Origin of the sequence: Kothea flammea (genome assembly GCF_052161645.1) — a bacterium.
In the GTDB taxonomy this organism is placed as follows: Bacteria; Planctomycetota; Planctomycetia; order Pirellulales; family Pirellulaceae; genus Laterigemmans.
Genome location: NZ_CP197414.1, coordinates 3,928,292 through 3,944,976, shown reverse-complemented (window position 1 = coordinate 3,944,976; position 16,685 = coordinate 3,928,292). Strand labels below are relative to the sequence as shown.

The following is a 16,685-nucleotide window of genomic DNA, read 5'->3' as shown; positions in this document are numbered from 1 at the left end:
CAACTGGGCAGTAAGGAAGCGCGATGAAGCGGCACGTTGGCTTAGGGTTATTGGAGCCAAGGAATTGGCCGCAATTTCAACTCTTTGATACTTTGCAGATAATCCAACACGGGTTTGGCAGTTTCGCCGCCAACTTGGGCATGGAAATGCAGGCTAAATCCGTGTGGCCCTTTGGCGTCGATCAGATTCGGCTGCGCTTCCAACATCGCTTTGACCGCATCCAATTTGCCGAGCATCGTCATGCAAAAAAGGTCAGGACGACTGCCGCGTTCCAACAAAAAATTGACAATCTCGACTTTACCCATGTGGCTCGCACCGCCGAGTGCCGTTTCAAAATCGCCTCCTCCCCAGTCGACGGAAGCGTTGAGTAAGCCCGGCTCACGGTCGAGCAGCTTGCGAGTCATTTCGAGATCGGAGTGCGCATAGATCACAAAGTCGGCGGCCAGCGAGCGGTTGACTTGAGGCTTCGACCAGGAGGGTTTAAACGAGGGTGGTTCGTAGTCGCGCTCGAACTCCGCTTCCCGCGGTCCCGCAGGTTTCTGCTCTGTCGCTTCTGCGGAAGGTGTGTCTTGACCGTGAGCGAGCGAGTGGGCGGTGGCACCGACGATTAGTCCGCTAGCGAGCGTGCGGATCGCGTTGCGACGAGTGCTGTGTGGTTGCGACATTGGCTATCTCCCGAGGAAATTAAGGTTGCGTTCGAAGATTCTACTCGAAAATCGAGTGAACTGCGGCTGGTGCACCGTCAGCGGTTTTGCCGCTGGCGGGAGCCGGGGCTAACGAGTAACGCCGAGACTTTCTCGCACCCGCTCGATCGCCGTTAGCCGTTGACGAGAGTCGTCGGTGAGCCGTTCGAGTGACTGCAGATAACGTTCTTCTTCGGCAAGTTGTGCGACCAGCCGTGGATCGCGGCGACGCAGCAGATGAGGGCCGAAAAGTAACGCTGCCGACAAATCAAGTCCGTCATAACAAGGATCATCATGGGGATTATCGTAAGGTTTTTTCGAATGGTATGTATGGTTAAACCTTAGGATTGTGTAATTCCAGTGCCCTTTGGCGAGTTCTTCGTGGATCAGCTGAAACCCCTGATCAAGCCCCCAGCGGCGGACGGCTTGGGGGTGCGAATTGGGCTGCACAATAATCTGTTGTGGCAGTCGTTCGGGAGCGGCCGTGAGGATCTTCACGATTGCTTCCCCACCCATTCCACAGATGCTGAGCGAATCGACTTCACCCGCTTGCAATCCCGCCAAGCCATCGGCCAGCCGCACTTCGGCCGCCCAGCCGGCCAGTGTTGCTTGCGAATTCGCTAGTGGCAGAGGCTTGTTCTCGATGGCGATTCCCCGCTCGATTCTGCCGGCGGCCAACAGTGCTTTTAGTAAGTGTCCGTGGTCCGAACCGATGTCGGCGTGCACGGGGCAGCGGATTTGCCGAGCAACGGCTTGCAGACGAGCATCAAGGCGGGGCAATTCGGCAATCCTCGTTTCGGAGCGTGATTTGCATATAGTTTTACAAAAGTAGTAAACAGTTTCGTGCGGGAAAGGGGCTAATACCTTTTCCGCAGACTCTGACCAATCTTCAACAATGAAAATGCTAAAGCCAATTGCTCCGATTTGTCTTTCGCTGTTCCTCGAGGGCTATGTGCCGCACGGTCTGTTGTCCACCGCCAGTGTTCAAGATGACTGGGAATATGATTCCTGGGAAGGCGAGTGGGAGCACCATTATCCCACCGCAGGCCTCGAGTATGATTATGAGAACGGAGAAACAGACGTTGAGTCCGAACAGTATGAATGGGAAGACGGTGAAGGATACCACGAGCAGGCGTGGTATCATCCCAGCGACTGGTTCACAACGGGTCGCGATGTCGAGTACGAAAACGACGATTACTACGCCAGCGACTATTACCATGACGACTCCTACACAGACCAGTGGTACGACGACGAGTACGACGATACTTGGTATTGGTGGCCGTAAGTCGCGGTAACGGCTGCTACCGCCAAAGCCGCTAACGAACGGCCGCTAGCGCGCGAGCGTATCTTGGTAAAGCTGGCGATAGCGCTCGACCATCGCATCGATCGAGAACTCGCTTAAGGTGCGCTCGCGGTTGGCTTGGCCGAGCTCCGCAAGATCATCGCGTCGCAGCAGGGCATCGAGTCGCTGCACCATTGAGGCTCGGTCGCCGGGGGGAAACGTTTGCGGAGGGGCGAGTGGCCCCAGCAATTCTGACACGCCCTCGACGTCGGACGCGACCACGCAGCGGGCCGCAGCCATTGCTTCCAGCACCACATTCGGCATGCCCTCGTAGCGGCTGGGCAAAATCACAATGCGAGCTCCGGCGTAGAGTTCAGCCACATCGGCTTGCCAAGGCAACAGCGCGGCGCTACCCGCGGGGAGTTGCTGCAGTGAGCGCGTCACCATGGATTTGAGTGGCCCTTCCCCGACGATTGCCAGCCGCAGCTGGGGATGCATTCGCAGCAGCGTGGGGGCCACATCGAGCAACAGATCGAGCCCTTTCTGGCGATGGAGCCTCCCCAGAAACAGCACCACCTCGCCCCCTGGACGCAATCCCACCGTGGTCCAGTCGACCGCTTGGCTGTTGTCCAGACGCTCGCCTCGAATTCCATTGCGGATCGTAACCACCGGCAATCTGGCGGGAGGTTGCCATGCGCGGCGGACAAAATTTTCGACGGCATGGCTGACGCAGACCACGCCCGACAAACGCCGCATCAGTTGGGACTCAACCCACACCCGCCCCCAACTCGGTTGAGCCACGCGAACTCCGGCGAAGACCAGCCAGCGGTGATCGCGACGCGAGGCCAAACTACCGACGACGTTGGCGTGGTAGAGGAATGTCTGCAACACGTCAGGAGGGTCTTCTAGCATCCACTGGCGAACCGCAGAGACCGCGGAGAACAGCTGACGCAGTCTACGGACCCCGACGGACTGAATGGGAATGCCTTCGTCCAGCAGTTTGCTGACTAGCTCGTTTCTAGGGGGCAGCGGCAAAGGTGCCAACGACATGATCCGCACCGAATCGCCGCGAGCCTTCAAACCGATTGCCAGCTCTGTTAGGCACCGCTCGGCCCCCCCAGTACGCAGCTCTGTAATTAGCAAGTTTATCCGCATGACGTTGTTATCTCACAGGAACATCCTGTCGGACAGGCCCCCCAGTGAGGAGGTCGCGGTGGCGGGCGCAAGCGTTGGCGGGAATTTTTTTTCCTGACGAAAGTCCCCAACTATCAGGTACCTGCGGCAATTTTCTCCGATTCGGTTGGTTTGATCGAGTTGACCCGCGGGCGGGCAGCGGTATCCTGAGATACATCAACGAAAGCATCGCAGCCGCAGCAGGAGGCTCTGCCGGGTGCCCGAATTAGCCCAAAGCGCAGAAGCCATGGGCTGTTTCGGTCGGTATTCCCCCTAAGGGTATCTATTCGGCTGTCCACTGGAGGGCGTCAATTTTGAGCAAATGGTTAGCTTTTGAGGCTAGCTCGGGTTTGCCCTAGCGTCTCTCCGCGTGGAGAGTATGCTGGTTGTTGAAATCCTCCACGATGCAGAATCATTCAAGTTTCGAGAGTCATTTTCGAGGCGACGAATTGACACGGTTGTCATGACTTCGTCATCAAGTTTCCTCCGCGCGTTCGCCCTTGCGTGAGGGCAATCGTGTATCAGCTTGCGGCCACGGGCTGATGCGATGAGATCAGTTCCATTAAACTGGTTTCATTAGATCCCTCACGGGGCGGATGCAAGACGCGTCCGTCCGCGAACGCCGCGCGGATACTTTCACCACTGGTACGTTTGCCACCGAGCCACGGGCCTACTCGGCTCAGCGCGATTCTTTGGCCATTTTTCGGAAGTAGGCGTCGATCGCTTCCCGGTAATGCGTTGGCAGGTCGCGGCTGATCTGTTGCAACGCTTCTTGCCGTTCCGCTGGTGGAAGATTACCCCACCCGTCTCGGTTGCCCAGGTCTTTCTTGTCGACGTTCCCATCACCGCTGGCACCCGCAATTTGGCTGTCATCCATCGGCTTACTTTGGCCGCCGTTGGGATTTTGCCCCCCCGCTTGCTGTTGTTGCTGCTGCTGCTGTTGTTGCTGCTGCTGTTGTTGCTTTTCGATTTGATCGATCAGCTTTGACAGTTTGTCGATGATCGTTTGTTCTTTTTCTTGCACGTTCTTGCCGCTGCGTCCAAGTTCCAACCGGCGGCCCACGTCACTCATCAAGCGGGAAATTTCATCCAAGCTGTCTTCTTCGAGTGGTTTGATATCGGCCAACATCAACTTGGCGGTGCGGGTAAAACGGAGTGGAGCGGCAGCTTCGTTTTCTAATAATTTTTCGAGATCACTGACGACTTGGTCTTTATCCAGCAGCGCGTGGGCACCAGCGGCTCGGTAAAACATCACGGCTGCGGGATCGACGGTGGCCAGTGGATCGACGAAATCGAGCAACGGTTTGGCTTCGTCGTACAGCCTTAATTGCACGAGTGTCCGCCCCAGCCAGGCTTCCAGGGAGGGCCGCAGCGCTTCGGATACGGCGTGCAGGTCATCCAGTCCTACCGAGGTGGGGCTGGCGAGGGCTTGCTGATAGATTTCATTGACCGCAGGCACTTCGGTGCTGGCGGCAATCACGTAATTTTCCAGCGGATCGGCGTGTTCGCCGGTTAAATTCGCGCGGAACAATTCCACACAGGCGGCGATCCGATTGGCCGGCACGCCCTGGTCTTGCAAGCCTTCAGCCAACATCGCCACCATCTGTTCGAGATCGGGCGATTGCCAAGACGACTTCCGTTTCAGTGCATCAGCCCCCAACGCTGGGTTGAAGCCGAGGGTGAGCAGGCTAAGGAGGAGCAAATACCGCATGGAAAGTTCCTAAAGAGTGAATCACGCGAGCAATTGGCTTTGACTATTTGTTTCGCTTCAGCAGTAAATCGCGAGTGATGCGATAAAGTTTTTGTTGTCGATCGGAGAGTCCTTGCAGGAGCCCGAGTAGGTCGGGATCGAGTACTTCTGTTGGTTGATCAGGAATCATTTCGCCATAACGTTCCGTTCTTGATTTTACACGAGTTTGCATGGTGCGAATCAACTTCAGTTCGGCAAGCGGTTCAACGAGCGGACGTTCGCCCGACTGGCCCGCTTGCTGCTGCTGCTGCTGTTGTTCTTGCTGCTGCTGTTCCTCCAGATCGCGTTGGGCTTGTTGCAAGGCGCCAATCATTTCTTCGAGCGAGGCCAAGATGTCCTCTTGGATACCCTGGGTGATGCCATCAATCTTGGTTTGTGCCAAACGCTCGCTAACGCGGACCATATCGTTGCGGACTTGGATGACCAATTCGGGGAAAGCGACGCTGGAACCTTCCTCGCGGAGCAACAAAATCGCCCGATCAGCCTCGAGCACAATCTTCTTTTCTTCAAAAGCAAGGTTACCGGCACGAATATCAGTTTGCCGCTCGCGTTGTTCAACCGGCGTGTTCGCCAACTGTCGCGTTTTGTCGAGCACTTGAGATTGCATCTGAGCCATTTCACGCAAACGCGACTCCAGCCTTTCGAGTTCGCGCAGCATCTCTTCCTCGCGTAGCTGGCGAAGAATTCTCTCCAAGTCTTCGATGGCGGTGCGCAACTCCTGTTCGGCTTGACGTTGAGCCTCCACTGCCTCGTCTCGTTTCGCTTCTTTTAATTTTTTCTCGGCCTCCTCCATCCTTTCGCGAGCTCGTTCGACGGCGCGTTGGGCAGCCTCTTGAGGAGTCTTCGGAGCGGCTTCTTCTTGCTGTTGGCCTTCTTGTTGTTGGCCTTCTTGCTGTTGGCCTTCTTGCTGTTGGCCTTCTTGCTGTTGGCCTTCTTGTTGTTGGCCTTCTTGTTGTTGGCCTTCTTGCTGTTGGCCTTCTTGTTGTTGGCCCTCTTGTTGTTGGCCCTCTTGTTGTTGGCCCTCTTGCTGTTGGCCTTCTTGCTGTTGGCCCTCTTGCTGTTGGCCCTCTTGCTGTTGGCCTTCTTGCTGTTGGCCTTCTTGCTGTTGGCCCTCTTGTTGTTGGCCCTCTTGCTGTTGGCCCTCTTGCTGTTGGCCTTCTTGTTGTTGGCCCTCTTGTTGTTGGCCCTCTTGCTGTTGGCCTTCTTGCGGTTGGCCTTCTTGTTGTTGGCCTTCTTGTTGTTGGCCTTCTTGTTGTTGGCCTTCTTGTTGTTGGCCTTCTTGTTGTTGGCCTTCTTGCTGTTGGCCTTCTTGCTGTTGGCCTTCTTGTTGATCTTCAGCGTCGGATGAATCGCCGTTTTCCGTTTCAGCATCCTCCGCTAGTTGGCGTTCAACTTCGCGTGCGCGTTCGGTAATTGATTTTTGTTCGGACTCCACATCGTCAAGCTCGGCACCGTTCTCGGTTCGCGCGCGGGTGGCTCTTTCGGAGCGATTCATCCGCTTGAGTTCTTTGATCCAGTTGCTGATCTTTTCTTTTTCATTACGAAGGCGTTGGGGACGATCTTCGGTCATCAGCAGCTTCAGCAAAGAACTGAGTTCGGCTTGGGCTGCAGCCTGATTGTCGATAGCAGCTTGATATTGTTGTGTTGAGAGTGACCCGGCGGCTGTTTCCAGGCGATCGAGAATGAATTTCTCGCGGGACTGTCGGGCCGCACGTCGCAGTAACGCGGCTCGTTCCGGATTCTCCGCCGCTTCGACGTCGGCTAACCGCAGCAGCAACTCTTCGACTTTGCGATACCGTTCGGCCAATTGATCTTGCCGCTCGGCGAGCGGTTGGTCGTTAAACGCTTGAGCTGCCGAGGATTGTGGGTTGGCCGCTTGTGCATGACTGGCATTTTGCCAGCAAAAGAACAGCAGCGCGCCGGCGAGACCGCTGAACAGTGTTCGATAAACTGCCGGTCGATAGGATGCCGGTCGATAGGATGCATTGATCATTGGGAATCCTGGCATGATCGCTGGCCTGTTGAAAGTGGTGCGCTGATAGGCTCACCGTTCGTTTATTGGCGGAACAAATCTTGGATCGCCTGCTTTCGCGCCTTCTCTGTCTCTTCGATTAAGTTTTCTTGGTTTTCGATCAACCCGCGGACCAAATCGAGTACCTCATTGTAGCTTTCCAGGTCCAGCATTTTCTCTAAAACGGCATTTAATTGCAGCAGCACTTCTTCCGCTTGGCGAACGGTCTGGCCCGCGGACGCTGGGCCTGAAGTTGGTGATTCGGCCAATTCGAGTAAGGCTTCGAGTTGTGTTCGCAGCTTCGCCAGTGGCTGGTCAACAATTTGTCGCAGCGGATCGCGAACTCCCGAGGCAATCCGCTCGCTGCGATCGGGCGTATCGACGCGATTATTGGTCATTTCCAGCAAAATATCGTCGACACCGGCGGCGACGCCGGTCAATTCGTCGGCCGTCTTGGTGGCCTGCAAACCGGCTTGCTGGATTCGCAGCTTCAATAGTTGGACGGCTCGGGCGGTTTCCGGTTCCCCAGATTCGTCGGCATCCTTCAGTTCGCCACCCGTTTGGGGTGATTGTTGGAAGGCGACCAAGTGTGCTGGGTTTTGCCGCGGAGCGGGTGAAAATGGTGCAAGCTGGTCAAAGCCGGGATGATGCAAAACGCCCGATTGGCGGAGGTCTGTCAGGGGGAGCCAACCTTCGCGGCTGAGCAAATCGAGGGCATCACGGAGCAGTTCCATTTCGGAAATAGTCTGTTCCAAACGTGAGCGGAGACCCAATTCGCGACGTTCGAGCACCGCCAGCAGTTGCTCGGGGGTGACGACTTCTAAGGAAAGTAATTGGCTGCGCGTGAGGTGCGGTGTGGAAAGATCGTAGGCATCGCGGGCTTCCGCGAACAGATTCCATTTGTCGCCAGGTTGCGGGCGGGGAATTTGTTTGGCGTTAGCTAGATCCCGAATATCGATCTCAGCGGTGAAGGCTCCTTCGCGATCGGGAACCGCCAGGAGGCTGTGCAGCGGTTGTGGTTGCTCGCCCACCGCGGCAAGTTGGATGGATAGCTCGGCCAAGCCGTAATCGTCTTGTGCGGAACCGAATAGTGGTATTCGCACTTCGGGAGTGACCGCCGCGCCGATACCGCGGAGTCGCATTTGCACTTCGGGGGCCGCATCGTTGACGACTCCCAAGTAGTATCGGTAGGGACTGGGGGCGGAAATTAAATCACTGTCGACGGGGACCATCACCACCGTTGTCGGAGCCCGCAAGTCGGCCAGGGCGAGGGTAAAGCTGAGACCATCGGGAGCGATGTCCACTGGGACTACTTCGCTGTTACCATCCCCGCTCGTCACGGCCGCTTCGACGGAAGCGACTGGAGTGCTGCTGGAACCGACCAGACGCACGTTGGTACCTTCGCGAATTCGCAGACCGGGTTGGTAGTTGGTAATGCGATCTGGGCCAATCAAGCCTGGTTCGCGGAGGTAGGCCGGATAGCTGGCTTCGACCGTTAATTGGGTGATATTGGGAGCGTCGACCGCGACGATCCGGTAGTCATCGAGACGCGCATCAAGGCCGCGGATGGAAATCTGTAAATCTTCCGTGATACCAGCCAGTGGTGGGCCATCGATCGCGAATGATTGATAGCCATCGCGGACCCGTCCCAACCGCCGCATGTTAACTTGGCCGCGAACTCCGCTGGCGGTTTGATAATACATGGTGCAGACTTCGGGCACTTCGGCGTCATCGGCTTGCGCTTCAATTCGCAGGGTGGCACCACCACCGCGGGCGATGCGAACGACGCGATCTTCGAAAGTCAGCAAGCGAACGGCATCGCGGGATCCTTGTTCGCTAGCGGACACCAAGGGGACTTCGACACCGACCATTCTCAGCTTGGCGCGTCGCGGCCAGGGATCATCGCTGGTCAACAGCAACCGCGCGGTGGCTTGCTTGAGCGTTGCTGGACTGGCTAGTCCTAACGCGGCGACTCCCAGCAACAGGGGAAACACCACAGCTGCTTTGGACCACAACGGTTTGCTGCGGAGGACTTTGCCGGTCTCGACCGTTTGACTGGCTGCGGTTGCTTCGTCGTGCACCAGTTGCAGCAACATTGGGGAATGCAGGTCGCCGGTCTTGCGGGGGCGATTCAGCTGAACCGCCGTGATCAGACGACCGCCGAGTTGTGGATGATGGCGTTCGAGCAAGAGTGCCAAACTTTCGTCTGGAAGTCGGCGAAACATGCGACGAAAGAAGAAGCGGATGATAACGGTGGCCAGCACCCCGACAGCGAAGAACAGCAACACAGCCCGCGCCGAGCGAGGCATTTCGGTGCCGCCTAATTTGACAGGCAGGAAATCGATCGCCAGCCCCAGCCAGAAGGCGATGACAATCACAGCCACCGCAGCCAACGCGGCATCAATCGTAATGTAGCGACGAATTTTGCGTCGCAACTCACGCAGCAGCGAGCTGATTTGCGGATTTAGCGGGTTGTTTTTTTCTGCGGCCATGCCGGGATACTATGCCAATCGGTTCAAGCGTCGGACCATCCATTCCATGGTCAACAGCGAGCATAGCAGCCACATTAGGCTGGCGTTGTGTCGTTGTTGAAAGTCTCGGTCTGGAGTGCCGGGAAGGATGGTCAGTTGTGGTTGGGGCTCAATGGTGTTAACGAGGCTCAGCGGGTCGACGGATGCGGACGAGTCGGCGAAATCCTCTTCGTCGGAAGATAGTGGAAAATAATTGCCGCCGGTGGTGCTTGCCATCGCCCGCAACACCTCGTCGTTTCGCCTGGGCCGTTCTAATTCTAAGGTAGGAAGTTTGGCTTGGATCGGTTGTCGCAACACATCTTCGTCGAGCGCGTTGCCGAGCGTGACGCGGAGCTCAAAAGCACCCGGTTCGCGAATCAGAAAACGGCCCGTGTAGGTGCCTTCACGAGGTTCACCCGCCAGCGGTGCAAGTCGGACCGATTCGGTGCGGCCCGAGGGAGTCAACAATTTGGCTTCGACTTGGGGAAGGCGAAGTGGCTGAAATTGTTCGTCGGTCAAAATCGCTCGCACGGTGATCGTGTCCCCGACCATCGCTCGCGGGCGGTCCACCAGCAAGATACCGCGGTTGCTATCACGGAGCAGACGCCCTTCGGAAACCCAGCGGATCAGCTTCGTGTAATAGGCGTCGAAGGCAGGCACACTCACGCCACGCAGACGCCACATCTCTCCGCTGCCCTGAAAAAACACGCGTCCCGCTCCGTAAAACTGGGAAGCCAAGTAGACGGGTAATTGATCATCGATGGCGGCCGAGGGATCCATAAAGTATGCGTAAACCTTAGCGCCCGGTTTGGCACCCTGGTCACCGACGTAATCATAGACTCCACCAAAACTTTCCCAGCTGGCTGCGGAACCTGAGGTCTCATCCTCGAGATTGAGAAAATCGGCTCTCTCGGCATCGGCGGCGAACTTTAACGGATAGGCGTTCTCACCACCGGTGCGGCCGGCGGAAAGCAGCGGCCCGCGGTTGGGCAATCGGACCGGATAGAAGTCGCGGACCAAACCGATGCGAGGATCGGTTCGCTGACGCATCCACTGGGGCATGTAAACGGGACCGCTGACCAACACCATCCCGCCCGCTTGACGGCTCAACCATTGGTCGAGCAACTGAAATTGGTTGTCATCCAGCATCATCCAGTCGGGATCGAAAGCCACGATGGCGTCGTACTCAAAAAGTGCTTCGGCGGTGGCTGGAAAGCTAGTCAGAATCTTGTCCGCGTCTTGGCTCATGCCGGGTTGACCGGTTTGCAGCCAAACGTCGACTTCGACCGAGGGATCGCGGTACAGCAGATTTCGCACAAAGCGATATTCACGCATCGGTCCGCCGGCCACCAACAGGGTGCGAAGTCGGCGGCTGACAACTTCGTAGCGGGCGCGTTGGGCGTTGTCTTTGGCGTTTTGATCACCGGCTGGCGGGACCACGCGAACCGTTAGGCGACGGCGGCCGACGGATTGGGGTTCCATCTCAAACTGGACTCCCACCAAGGTGCCGTCGCTCGGGACTGTGACTTCGCGGCTGTCGACGAGTTCGCCTGTTTCCGCAGCTTCATCGCTGGCGTCCTCCGACGCGTCGGCTGACGGTGTTCCCTCGCTGGCGTCGGGGTCCGCTTCATCGAGCAATTGGACTTGCACGGTCATCGGCCCCGGGCCACTGCCTTGCAGCACTGCGCTGAGGGCAAATTTATCACCGGGATAAACCCGGCGGGGCACGTCGAGATCGACTAAGCGGATGTTGACGGGAGGTTTGGCCGAGCCGAAGCCGATCGGATATACAGCCGCACCGCCGCGGGAGACCAGCGAAGCGACAGCCAGCGGAGGCGTGCCGCCGTTGTTTTGACCGTCGGTCAGCAGCACCATTGCGGCGAGCGTGGCCGGGTCGTGGCGACCGAGTGCCGCTCGCATGGCATCGCCAATTCGCGACTCGCCCCCGGCAGCCACCAGCACGCCCTCCCAATTGACGCGAGCCAAGCGTTGTTCCATCGTGTCCAGGTCGAGTTGCTCGGCATCGCGACTTGGATTCGCGTCTGGACTCGCGTTCTCAGGTTGCGAATTGGCGTCGGCGGCAGGCTCGGCATCGCCGCTGGGCAGCCCCAACAGCGACGCCAAGGTGGCCTCGGTGTGGATCGCCCAGCTGGTGCCGAGCGTCGTGCCGCTGACCAGCATCAAGATTGCGGTGGCGAGCAACAGGGGCGTCGCCAATGTGCCTTTGCCAGTCAGCTGCAGCACCGCGACCAGCACCATCCCGAGCACCGTGAGCATTAGGCCGGCGGCAGCTAGCAAGGCCCATGCATTCGCTGGGGATGTCGTCGTCGAGCTTTCGCCGCTGGCTGTCAGATCGTCGGCCGTCGCCAAGGGCGCCTGTGGTTGTGCCGCGGAGTCGGGCGAATCGGCGGCGAGGTTCGAAACCAGCACCTCGTTCAGTTCTCCAGTGGCGTCGAACGTATAGAGCGTCACGCGATGGTTATTGGCCAGTTGCTCGAGCAGGGGCGTTTGGGTCAGCAGTTCGGTGGCCGCTTCCATTCGGCTGAGGCTGCCCGGCTGATCGTCTTGGGGAAGTGACATGCTTTGGCTGGTATCGACCAACACGGCCACTTCGCTGGGGCGCGTGATCCGCTGGCGATTGCGACGCTCGATCCCCAGCAGGAACAAGATCAAGCCAGCGATCACAGCCAACCGCAGAATGATCAAGGTCCAGCGGGTGGCGGTGGGCAGCTCGACCGTGTCGCGTCGATAGAGACGGACCGTAAAGTAGATCAGCAAGCCGATCAGCGCGATCGCTGCGGCCCACGACCACCAGCCGGTCAACCAAGCGGTGCGGCTGAGCGTGTAAACAATTTCTTCTTGGGCGGCGCCATTCATTGCTTCGTTCATGCTTTGGCTCCGACCGCAGGCGTGTGATAACTGGCAAAGTAGCCTAAAGTTTGTTCGCAGACCAAGCCGAGCACCAACAGGCTCAGCAAGATCAGCGGCACCAAGCCACCACCACCTCCTTCTTCCGCTGCGATGACATCTTCCGCCTCGTTAAAGGTGAGTGCCAGGGGTTGCATGGCTAATCGCAACTCTCCCCGGTCGGCCCTCGCTAAATTGCCCTCGCTGGCTGTAACTGTGGCTGCGTCTAAGCGAACTTCCGGAGACCCGTCGAGTCGCGTGAGCCAATACTCCGAGATCCCCGGTTGTAGCATCGCATCGAGGTTGCTGCGGCCTTCGATGGTGGCGAGCAAGGGATCAAAAGTAATTTCCAAGATGGCATCGTCGTCTCCCGGTTGGGCTTGTTCTTCAACCGGGATTCGCGGAGCCGCATCGACGGCGGCCAAATAAAAGACCGGGCGAGCGTATTGGTCAGCCGGCAATGCCAAACGCATCGCTTGATCGACGCGGCTCGAAGTCTCCGGCACGGCGGCAGACCAAAGGTAGGCGTTGGTGCGCAACAAGAAGACGACGAAAGTCGGATCGCTGGTCCAGTTTGTCCAAGCCGAGGTTAGGCCGGTCAGGACCGTCACGACTCGTCCCGCACCCACGTCGTGTTGGAGGACCAATGGTTCGCCGTCGCGGCGGTTGAAAATCCGGCTAACCGGTGCATCCGTTGTTGCTGGAAACTCAATCCCCACGCTGCGGCGCACGCTGACTAACGCCATGGCGGCATCCCCCACGGCAGCCAAAGGAGCAGACAGGGGATGGGCTTCCCCGAGCACCATGTCAGGTGTACCTGTCGCGCCGCTGAGATCAAGGTCGATGGGCTCGGTTAAGGTGCCGGGCAACAGTTGACGAGTGGCCGTGCGGAGTGTTTCGTTATAGCGATTGAGAACCGCTTGCTCGCCAATGAACCAAGTCAAACCGCCACCATTGTTCACATAAGTTTGCAACGCATCGGCCGTGTTGCCATCAATCTCCGGCAGGTCGAGGCAGTAAATCGCTCGGTACTCGGCCAAGTCGCTGGCTTGGGCAGTCCGCAGGAAAGAGGGGGGCCGCACATCGGGCAGCGCTCCGGTGCGGACTTGACCGCCCGGGTCGAGCACTGCGGCAACGTGAAACGCGCCACGTCCGTCGAGGTCGCCATCGACGATCAAAACTTTTGAGGCATCGGTCAGTGGCAAGGTGGCGGCGCGGCGGTTATCGATCAAGACCGTATCTTCCGGCAATTCCACTTCGACCGCGTGCGTGCCGGCATCGGCCAGATAGACTTGAAACTGTTTCGTAGCGGTTCCGCCCGCCGCAATCTCCTCGAAGACGACAGCCGGCAAAGGTTCGCTGCTGCCCGAAAGTCGTTCGGTGGGATCAAAGGTGGTCGCCGCCGAGCCATAGCGAAATACTTTGGTCGCCAAGTTCACGTTGCGTGCTGGCGTGGAACCATAATTGGCGACGGTGACGCGAAACACGACCGGGACCCCAGCGACCCAAACATCAGGAAGAGGCTCCAAATTGGTGACAGCTAGATTCGTGGCGGGGGCAACGGCGCAATCGATCATCCTCAGCTCGGTCCCCAGGCGAACAAGATTATTGAGGGCTTCTTTGGAGGTTTCCGGGGACTTCCAATCAGCCTCCCGCAGATCGCTCATCACGTACAGGACAGTGCGATTCGCGTCGGTCGCTTTGACTAAATCGCCGGCCAGCTTCAACGCGGCACCGCAATCATCGTCCAATGGACTGGGCCGCGTCGCCATCATCCGTTCGACCGCTCGCAGATCGGCGCCGAGTTCCGCCGCGCTCATATCGGCTGCTGCATCGGCCGCTTCCGATCCACCGCGAATCACCAAAGCCGCGCGGCTGGAGCGGATGACGGTAAGTTGATGTTTGCCCTCGGCAATGGCCAATCGCCTGGCGAGCCCATCGAGTGCCGAGAGGGCGCGGTCATAGGCGGCCGCCCCGCCGCTGGTGTCGCTCATTGAAAAACTATCGTCCAGCACCACCACGTGATGCGTCGTCTTGCCTCCCAAGGCATCGAGCCAGCCGGAACCGCCGGACCATCCCGCCAACATGGCAATCAACAACGCGGCAACGCCCAGCCGCGCCAACAGCAACAGCAACTGGCGGAGAATAATCCAACGCCGTTGTTTCCGGTAACTGGCCAGCAAAAATTCCATCGCGGCCCACTGTTGGCGACGATGGCGCAGCATGTTAATCAAGTGCACCAAAGGGGGCACCGCGAGAAACAGAAAGCCAGCTGCCAAGGCGGGAAACAAAAATTGCATGGGGTGAGGTTTAACCTCTCAGGTTGGGCAGAAGTTTGCGAGCCGCTAGGAATTTAGCCAAGATGGCGTCCAACGGTTCGTCGGTCTTAACCTCGATATAGTCGATCGACAGGCGGCCGCAGGTGCGGCGGGTTTGCTCGAGGAAAGCATGCAGCGCTTCTAAGTAACCTTCCCGCAGGGCACGGGGGTTACAGTTGAGATGATCGATCCCTTCGAGCCCCTCGAATCGCGTGGCGCCGGTGAAGGGAAATTCAACCTCGTCGCGATGCAGCAGATGAAACACGATCACGTCATGCCCGCGTTGACGCAGCATTCGCAGGCCGTCGAGCAAATTGTCGACGCCCAGCAAATCGGAAATCACGCAAACCACCCCCCGCCGCGGAATCGTGGCGATGACTTCGCGAACGGCCGCGGCCAAGTCGGTTTCGCGATGTTGGCTGGGCCCGTCGAGCACCGACAAGATGCGGGAGAGTTGCGTGCGGCCGGTGCGTGAGGGTAGCGACGAACGGACTTTGGCATCAAACGTGTAAAGCCCGGCGGCGTCCTGTTGGAGACCAGCCAAATAGGCCATGCAGGCGGCGATCGCGGCCGCGTACTCGTATTTGTTTTGGTCATCTTTGCCGTAATTCATGCTGGCTGAAGTATCCAGCAACATGTGCAGCCGAAAGTTCGTCTCTTCCTCGAACTGTTTAATGACCAGCCGGTCTTGCCGCCCCCAAACCTTCCAATCGATGTGTCGCAGATCATCGCCGGCGACATATTGACGGTGTTGGAGAAACTCAACCGATTGGCCAAAGTAAGGACTGCGGTGCATCCCCGACATAAAACCTTCGACGGTTCTTCGAGCCAGCAATTCCAGCCGTCGGATCCGTCCAGTCGCCTCGGGGCGAAGCAAACGCGTCGCGTCCTTAGGAGGCGAAGATTTTTTGGAATCGGGCATCGCGGGTCAGATCATCTTCGGAGGTCGGGGTTGCAGCGATAATGCGGTCGATCACTTGGTCGCTGGTGATGCCATCACTCTCGGCGGTAAAATTCACCACCATGCGGTGACGGAGCACGGGACGAGCCAAGTGCTGGATGTCTTCGATCGCAACGTGAAAGCGGCCTTCCAGAAGTGCCCTGGCTTTGCCACCCAAAATCAAATACTGAACTGCCCGAGGTCCCGCCCCCCAGCCGACAAGTTCTTCAACAAAATCAGGAACGCCCGCAGTGCCGATTCGGGTTTGCCGAACCAGCGACAACGCGTAACGCACCACGTGATCACTAACAGGCACCTGCCGCACGACACGCTGCAGACGCAAAATGTCTTCGCCACTGAGCACCGGCTTGACGGTGGCGGTAACGCCGCCGGTCGTCCGCCGAGCCACTTCGAACTCTTCGTCAAAACTGGGGTAGTCGACGAATATCTTAAACATGAACCGGTCTTGCTGAGCTTCTGGCAAGGGATAGGTCCCTTCCTGCTCGATCGGGTTCTGCGTCGCCAACACAAAGAACGGATCCGATAACTCGTGCCGAGTGCGGCCAATCGTGACGGTTCGCTCCTGCATTGCTTCGAGCAACGCGGCTTGGGTTTTGGGCGGTGTGCGGTTGATTTCGTCAGCCAAAATCACGTTGGCAAACAATGGCCCTTCCATAAACCGCATTTCGCGATGGCCGGTCGCCCGATCCTCTTCGATGATTTCGGTGCCAGTCACGTCGGCCGGCATCAAGTCGGGAGTAAACTGCACTCGGCTGAACGATAGATCCATCGTCTTGGCCAGCGTGCTGATCATCAGCGTCTTGGCCAACCCGGGGACCCCTTCCAGCAGACAGTGACCGCGACTGAACAAACAGATCAACAGTTCGTCGATGACTTCGCGTTGGCCGACAATGATCTGACCCAGCTGCTCCGTGATGCTTCGCTTAGCTTGCGCCAACAGCTCGGCATCTTCCGGTTTCAGTTCCGTCGTCTCGGTCCCTGCAATCATCCGATCCCTTTCTCATGGTGATGCAAACTACGTTGCAGACGAGGGGCCAACTAGACGTTGGCGTCCTACAGCTGCGACCGTCTACCTTCCTAAGATAACAAG

General features: G+C 58.0%; 10 protein-coding genes and 1 pseudogene. 1 reads left to right on the top strand and 10 read right to left on the bottom strand.

What is annotated here, in order from left to right; translation table 11 throughout:
* Positions 1-47 precede the first annotated feature (47 nt).
* The gene (locus SH139x_RS14905; RefSeq protein WP_488350574.1) at positions 48-665 is read right to left on the bottom strand and encodes an ankyrin repeat domain-containing protein; all 618 of its coding nucleotides are present in this window, start codon (positions 663-665) and stop codon (positions 48-50) included.
* Between the two features lie 108 nt (positions 666-773).
* A complete protein-coding gene (locus tag SH139x_RS14900; RefSeq protein ID WP_488350573.1) occupies positions 774-1,463 on the bottom strand; it encodes a tRNA (adenine(22)-N(1))-methyltransferase in 690 nt (229 codons plus the stop codon).
* A 115-nt stretch (positions 1,464-1,578) separates the two neighbouring features.
* Between SH139x_RS14900 and SH139x_RS14895 the strand changes: the two genes are divergently transcribed.
* Positions 1,579-1,968, top strand: a complete 390-nt coding sequence (locus SH139x_RS14895) for a hypothetical protein (RefSeq protein WP_488350572.1) — start codon at positions 1,579-1,581, stop codon at positions 1,966-1,968.
* 45 nt (positions 1,969-2,013) lie between these two features.
* Here SH139x_RS14895 and SH139x_RS14890 read toward each other — a convergent pair whose 3' ends face one another.
* From SH139x_RS14890 to SH139x_RS14855, 8 genes and pseudogenes are all read right to left on the bottom strand, one after another.
* Complete coding sequence (locus tag SH139x_RS14890) at positions 2,014-3,120, bottom strand: glycosyltransferase (protein WP_488350571.1); 1,107 nt, start codon at positions 3,118-3,120, stop codon at positions 2,014-2,016.
* A 697-nt stretch (positions 3,121-3,817) separates the two neighbouring features.
* A complete protein-coding gene (locus SH139x_RS14885) occupies positions 3,818-4,849 on the bottom strand; it encodes a hypothetical protein (protein WP_488350570.1) in 1,032 nt (343 codons plus the stop codon).
* Positions 4,850-5,505: 656 nt separating this feature from the next.
* Positions 5,506-6,135, bottom strand: a pseudogene (locus SH139x_RS14880) (histone H1-like repetitive region-containing protein); the annotation flags it as partial.
* A gap of 808 nt (positions 6,136-6,943) precedes the next feature.
* A complete protein-coding gene (locus SH139x_RS14875; RefSeq protein WP_488350569.1) occupies positions 6,944-9,391 on the bottom strand; it encodes a polyketide synthase in 2,448 nt (815 codons plus the stop codon).
* Between the two features lie 9 nt (positions 9,392-9,400).
* On the bottom strand, positions 9,401-12,298 hold the full coding sequence (locus SH139x_RS14870; RefSeq protein WP_488350568.1) for a VWA domain-containing protein: 2,898 nt from the start codon (positions 12,296-12,298) through the stop codon (positions 9,401-9,403).
* Entirely contained in the window at positions 12,295-14,616 is a 2,322-nt protein-coding gene (locus SH139x_RS14865; protein ID WP_488350567.1) for a BatA domain-containing protein, read from the bottom strand. Before SH139x_RS14865 ends, SH139x_RS14870 begins: the two co-directional genes overlap by 4 nt.
* A gap of 10 nt (positions 14,617-14,626) precedes the next feature.
* Complete coding sequence (locus tag SH139x_RS14860) at positions 14,627-15,556, bottom strand: DUF58 domain-containing protein (protein ID WP_488350566.1); 930 nt, start codon at positions 15,554-15,556, stop codon at positions 14,627-14,629.
* Entirely contained in the window at positions 15,525-16,583 is a 1,059-nt protein-coding gene (locus SH139x_RS14855) for an AAA family ATPase (protein ID WP_488350565.1), read from the bottom strand. The genes SH139x_RS14860 and SH139x_RS14855 overlap by 32 nt, the downstream gene beginning before the upstream one ends.
* Positions 16,584-16,685: the final 102 nt, after the last annotated feature.

Bases quoted from the DNA above. Each gene is read 5' to 3' on its own strand.
- SH139x_RS14905 (WP_488350574.1), bottom strand. From the start codon at position 665: ATGTCGCAACCACACAGCACTCGTCGCAACGCGATCCGCACGCTCGCT.
- SH139x_RS14895 (WP_488350572.1), top strand. From the start codon at position 1,579: ATGAAAATGCTAAAGCCAATTGCTCCGATTTGTCTTTCGCTGTTCCTC.
- SH139x_RS14890 (WP_488350571.1), bottom strand. From the start codon at position 3,120: ATGCGGATAAACTTGCTAATTACAGAGCTGCGTACTGGGGGGGCCGAG.
- SH139x_RS14885 (WP_488350570.1), bottom strand. From the start codon at position 4,849: ATGCGGTATTTGCTCCTCCTTAGCCTGCTCACCCTCGGCTTCAACCCA.
- SH139x_RS14875 (WP_488350569.1), bottom strand. From the start codon at position 9,391: ATGGCCGCAGAAAAAAACAACCCGCTAAATCCGCAAATCAGCTCGCTG.
- SH139x_RS14870 (WP_488350568.1), bottom strand. From the start codon at position 12,298: ATGAACGAAGCAATGAATGGCGCCGCCCAAGAAGAAATTGTTTACACG.
- SH139x_RS14865 (WP_488350567.1), bottom strand. From the start codon at position 14,616: ATGCAATTTTTGTTTCCCGCCTTGGCAGCTGGCTTTCTGTTTCTCGCG.
- SH139x_RS14860 (WP_488350566.1), bottom strand. From the start codon at position 15,556: ATGCCCGATTCCAAAAAATCTTCGCCTCCTAAGGACGCGACGCGTTTG.
- SH139x_RS14855 (WP_488350565.1), bottom strand. From the start codon at position 16,583: ATGATTGCAGGGACCGAGACGACGGAACTGAAACCGGAAGATGCCGAG.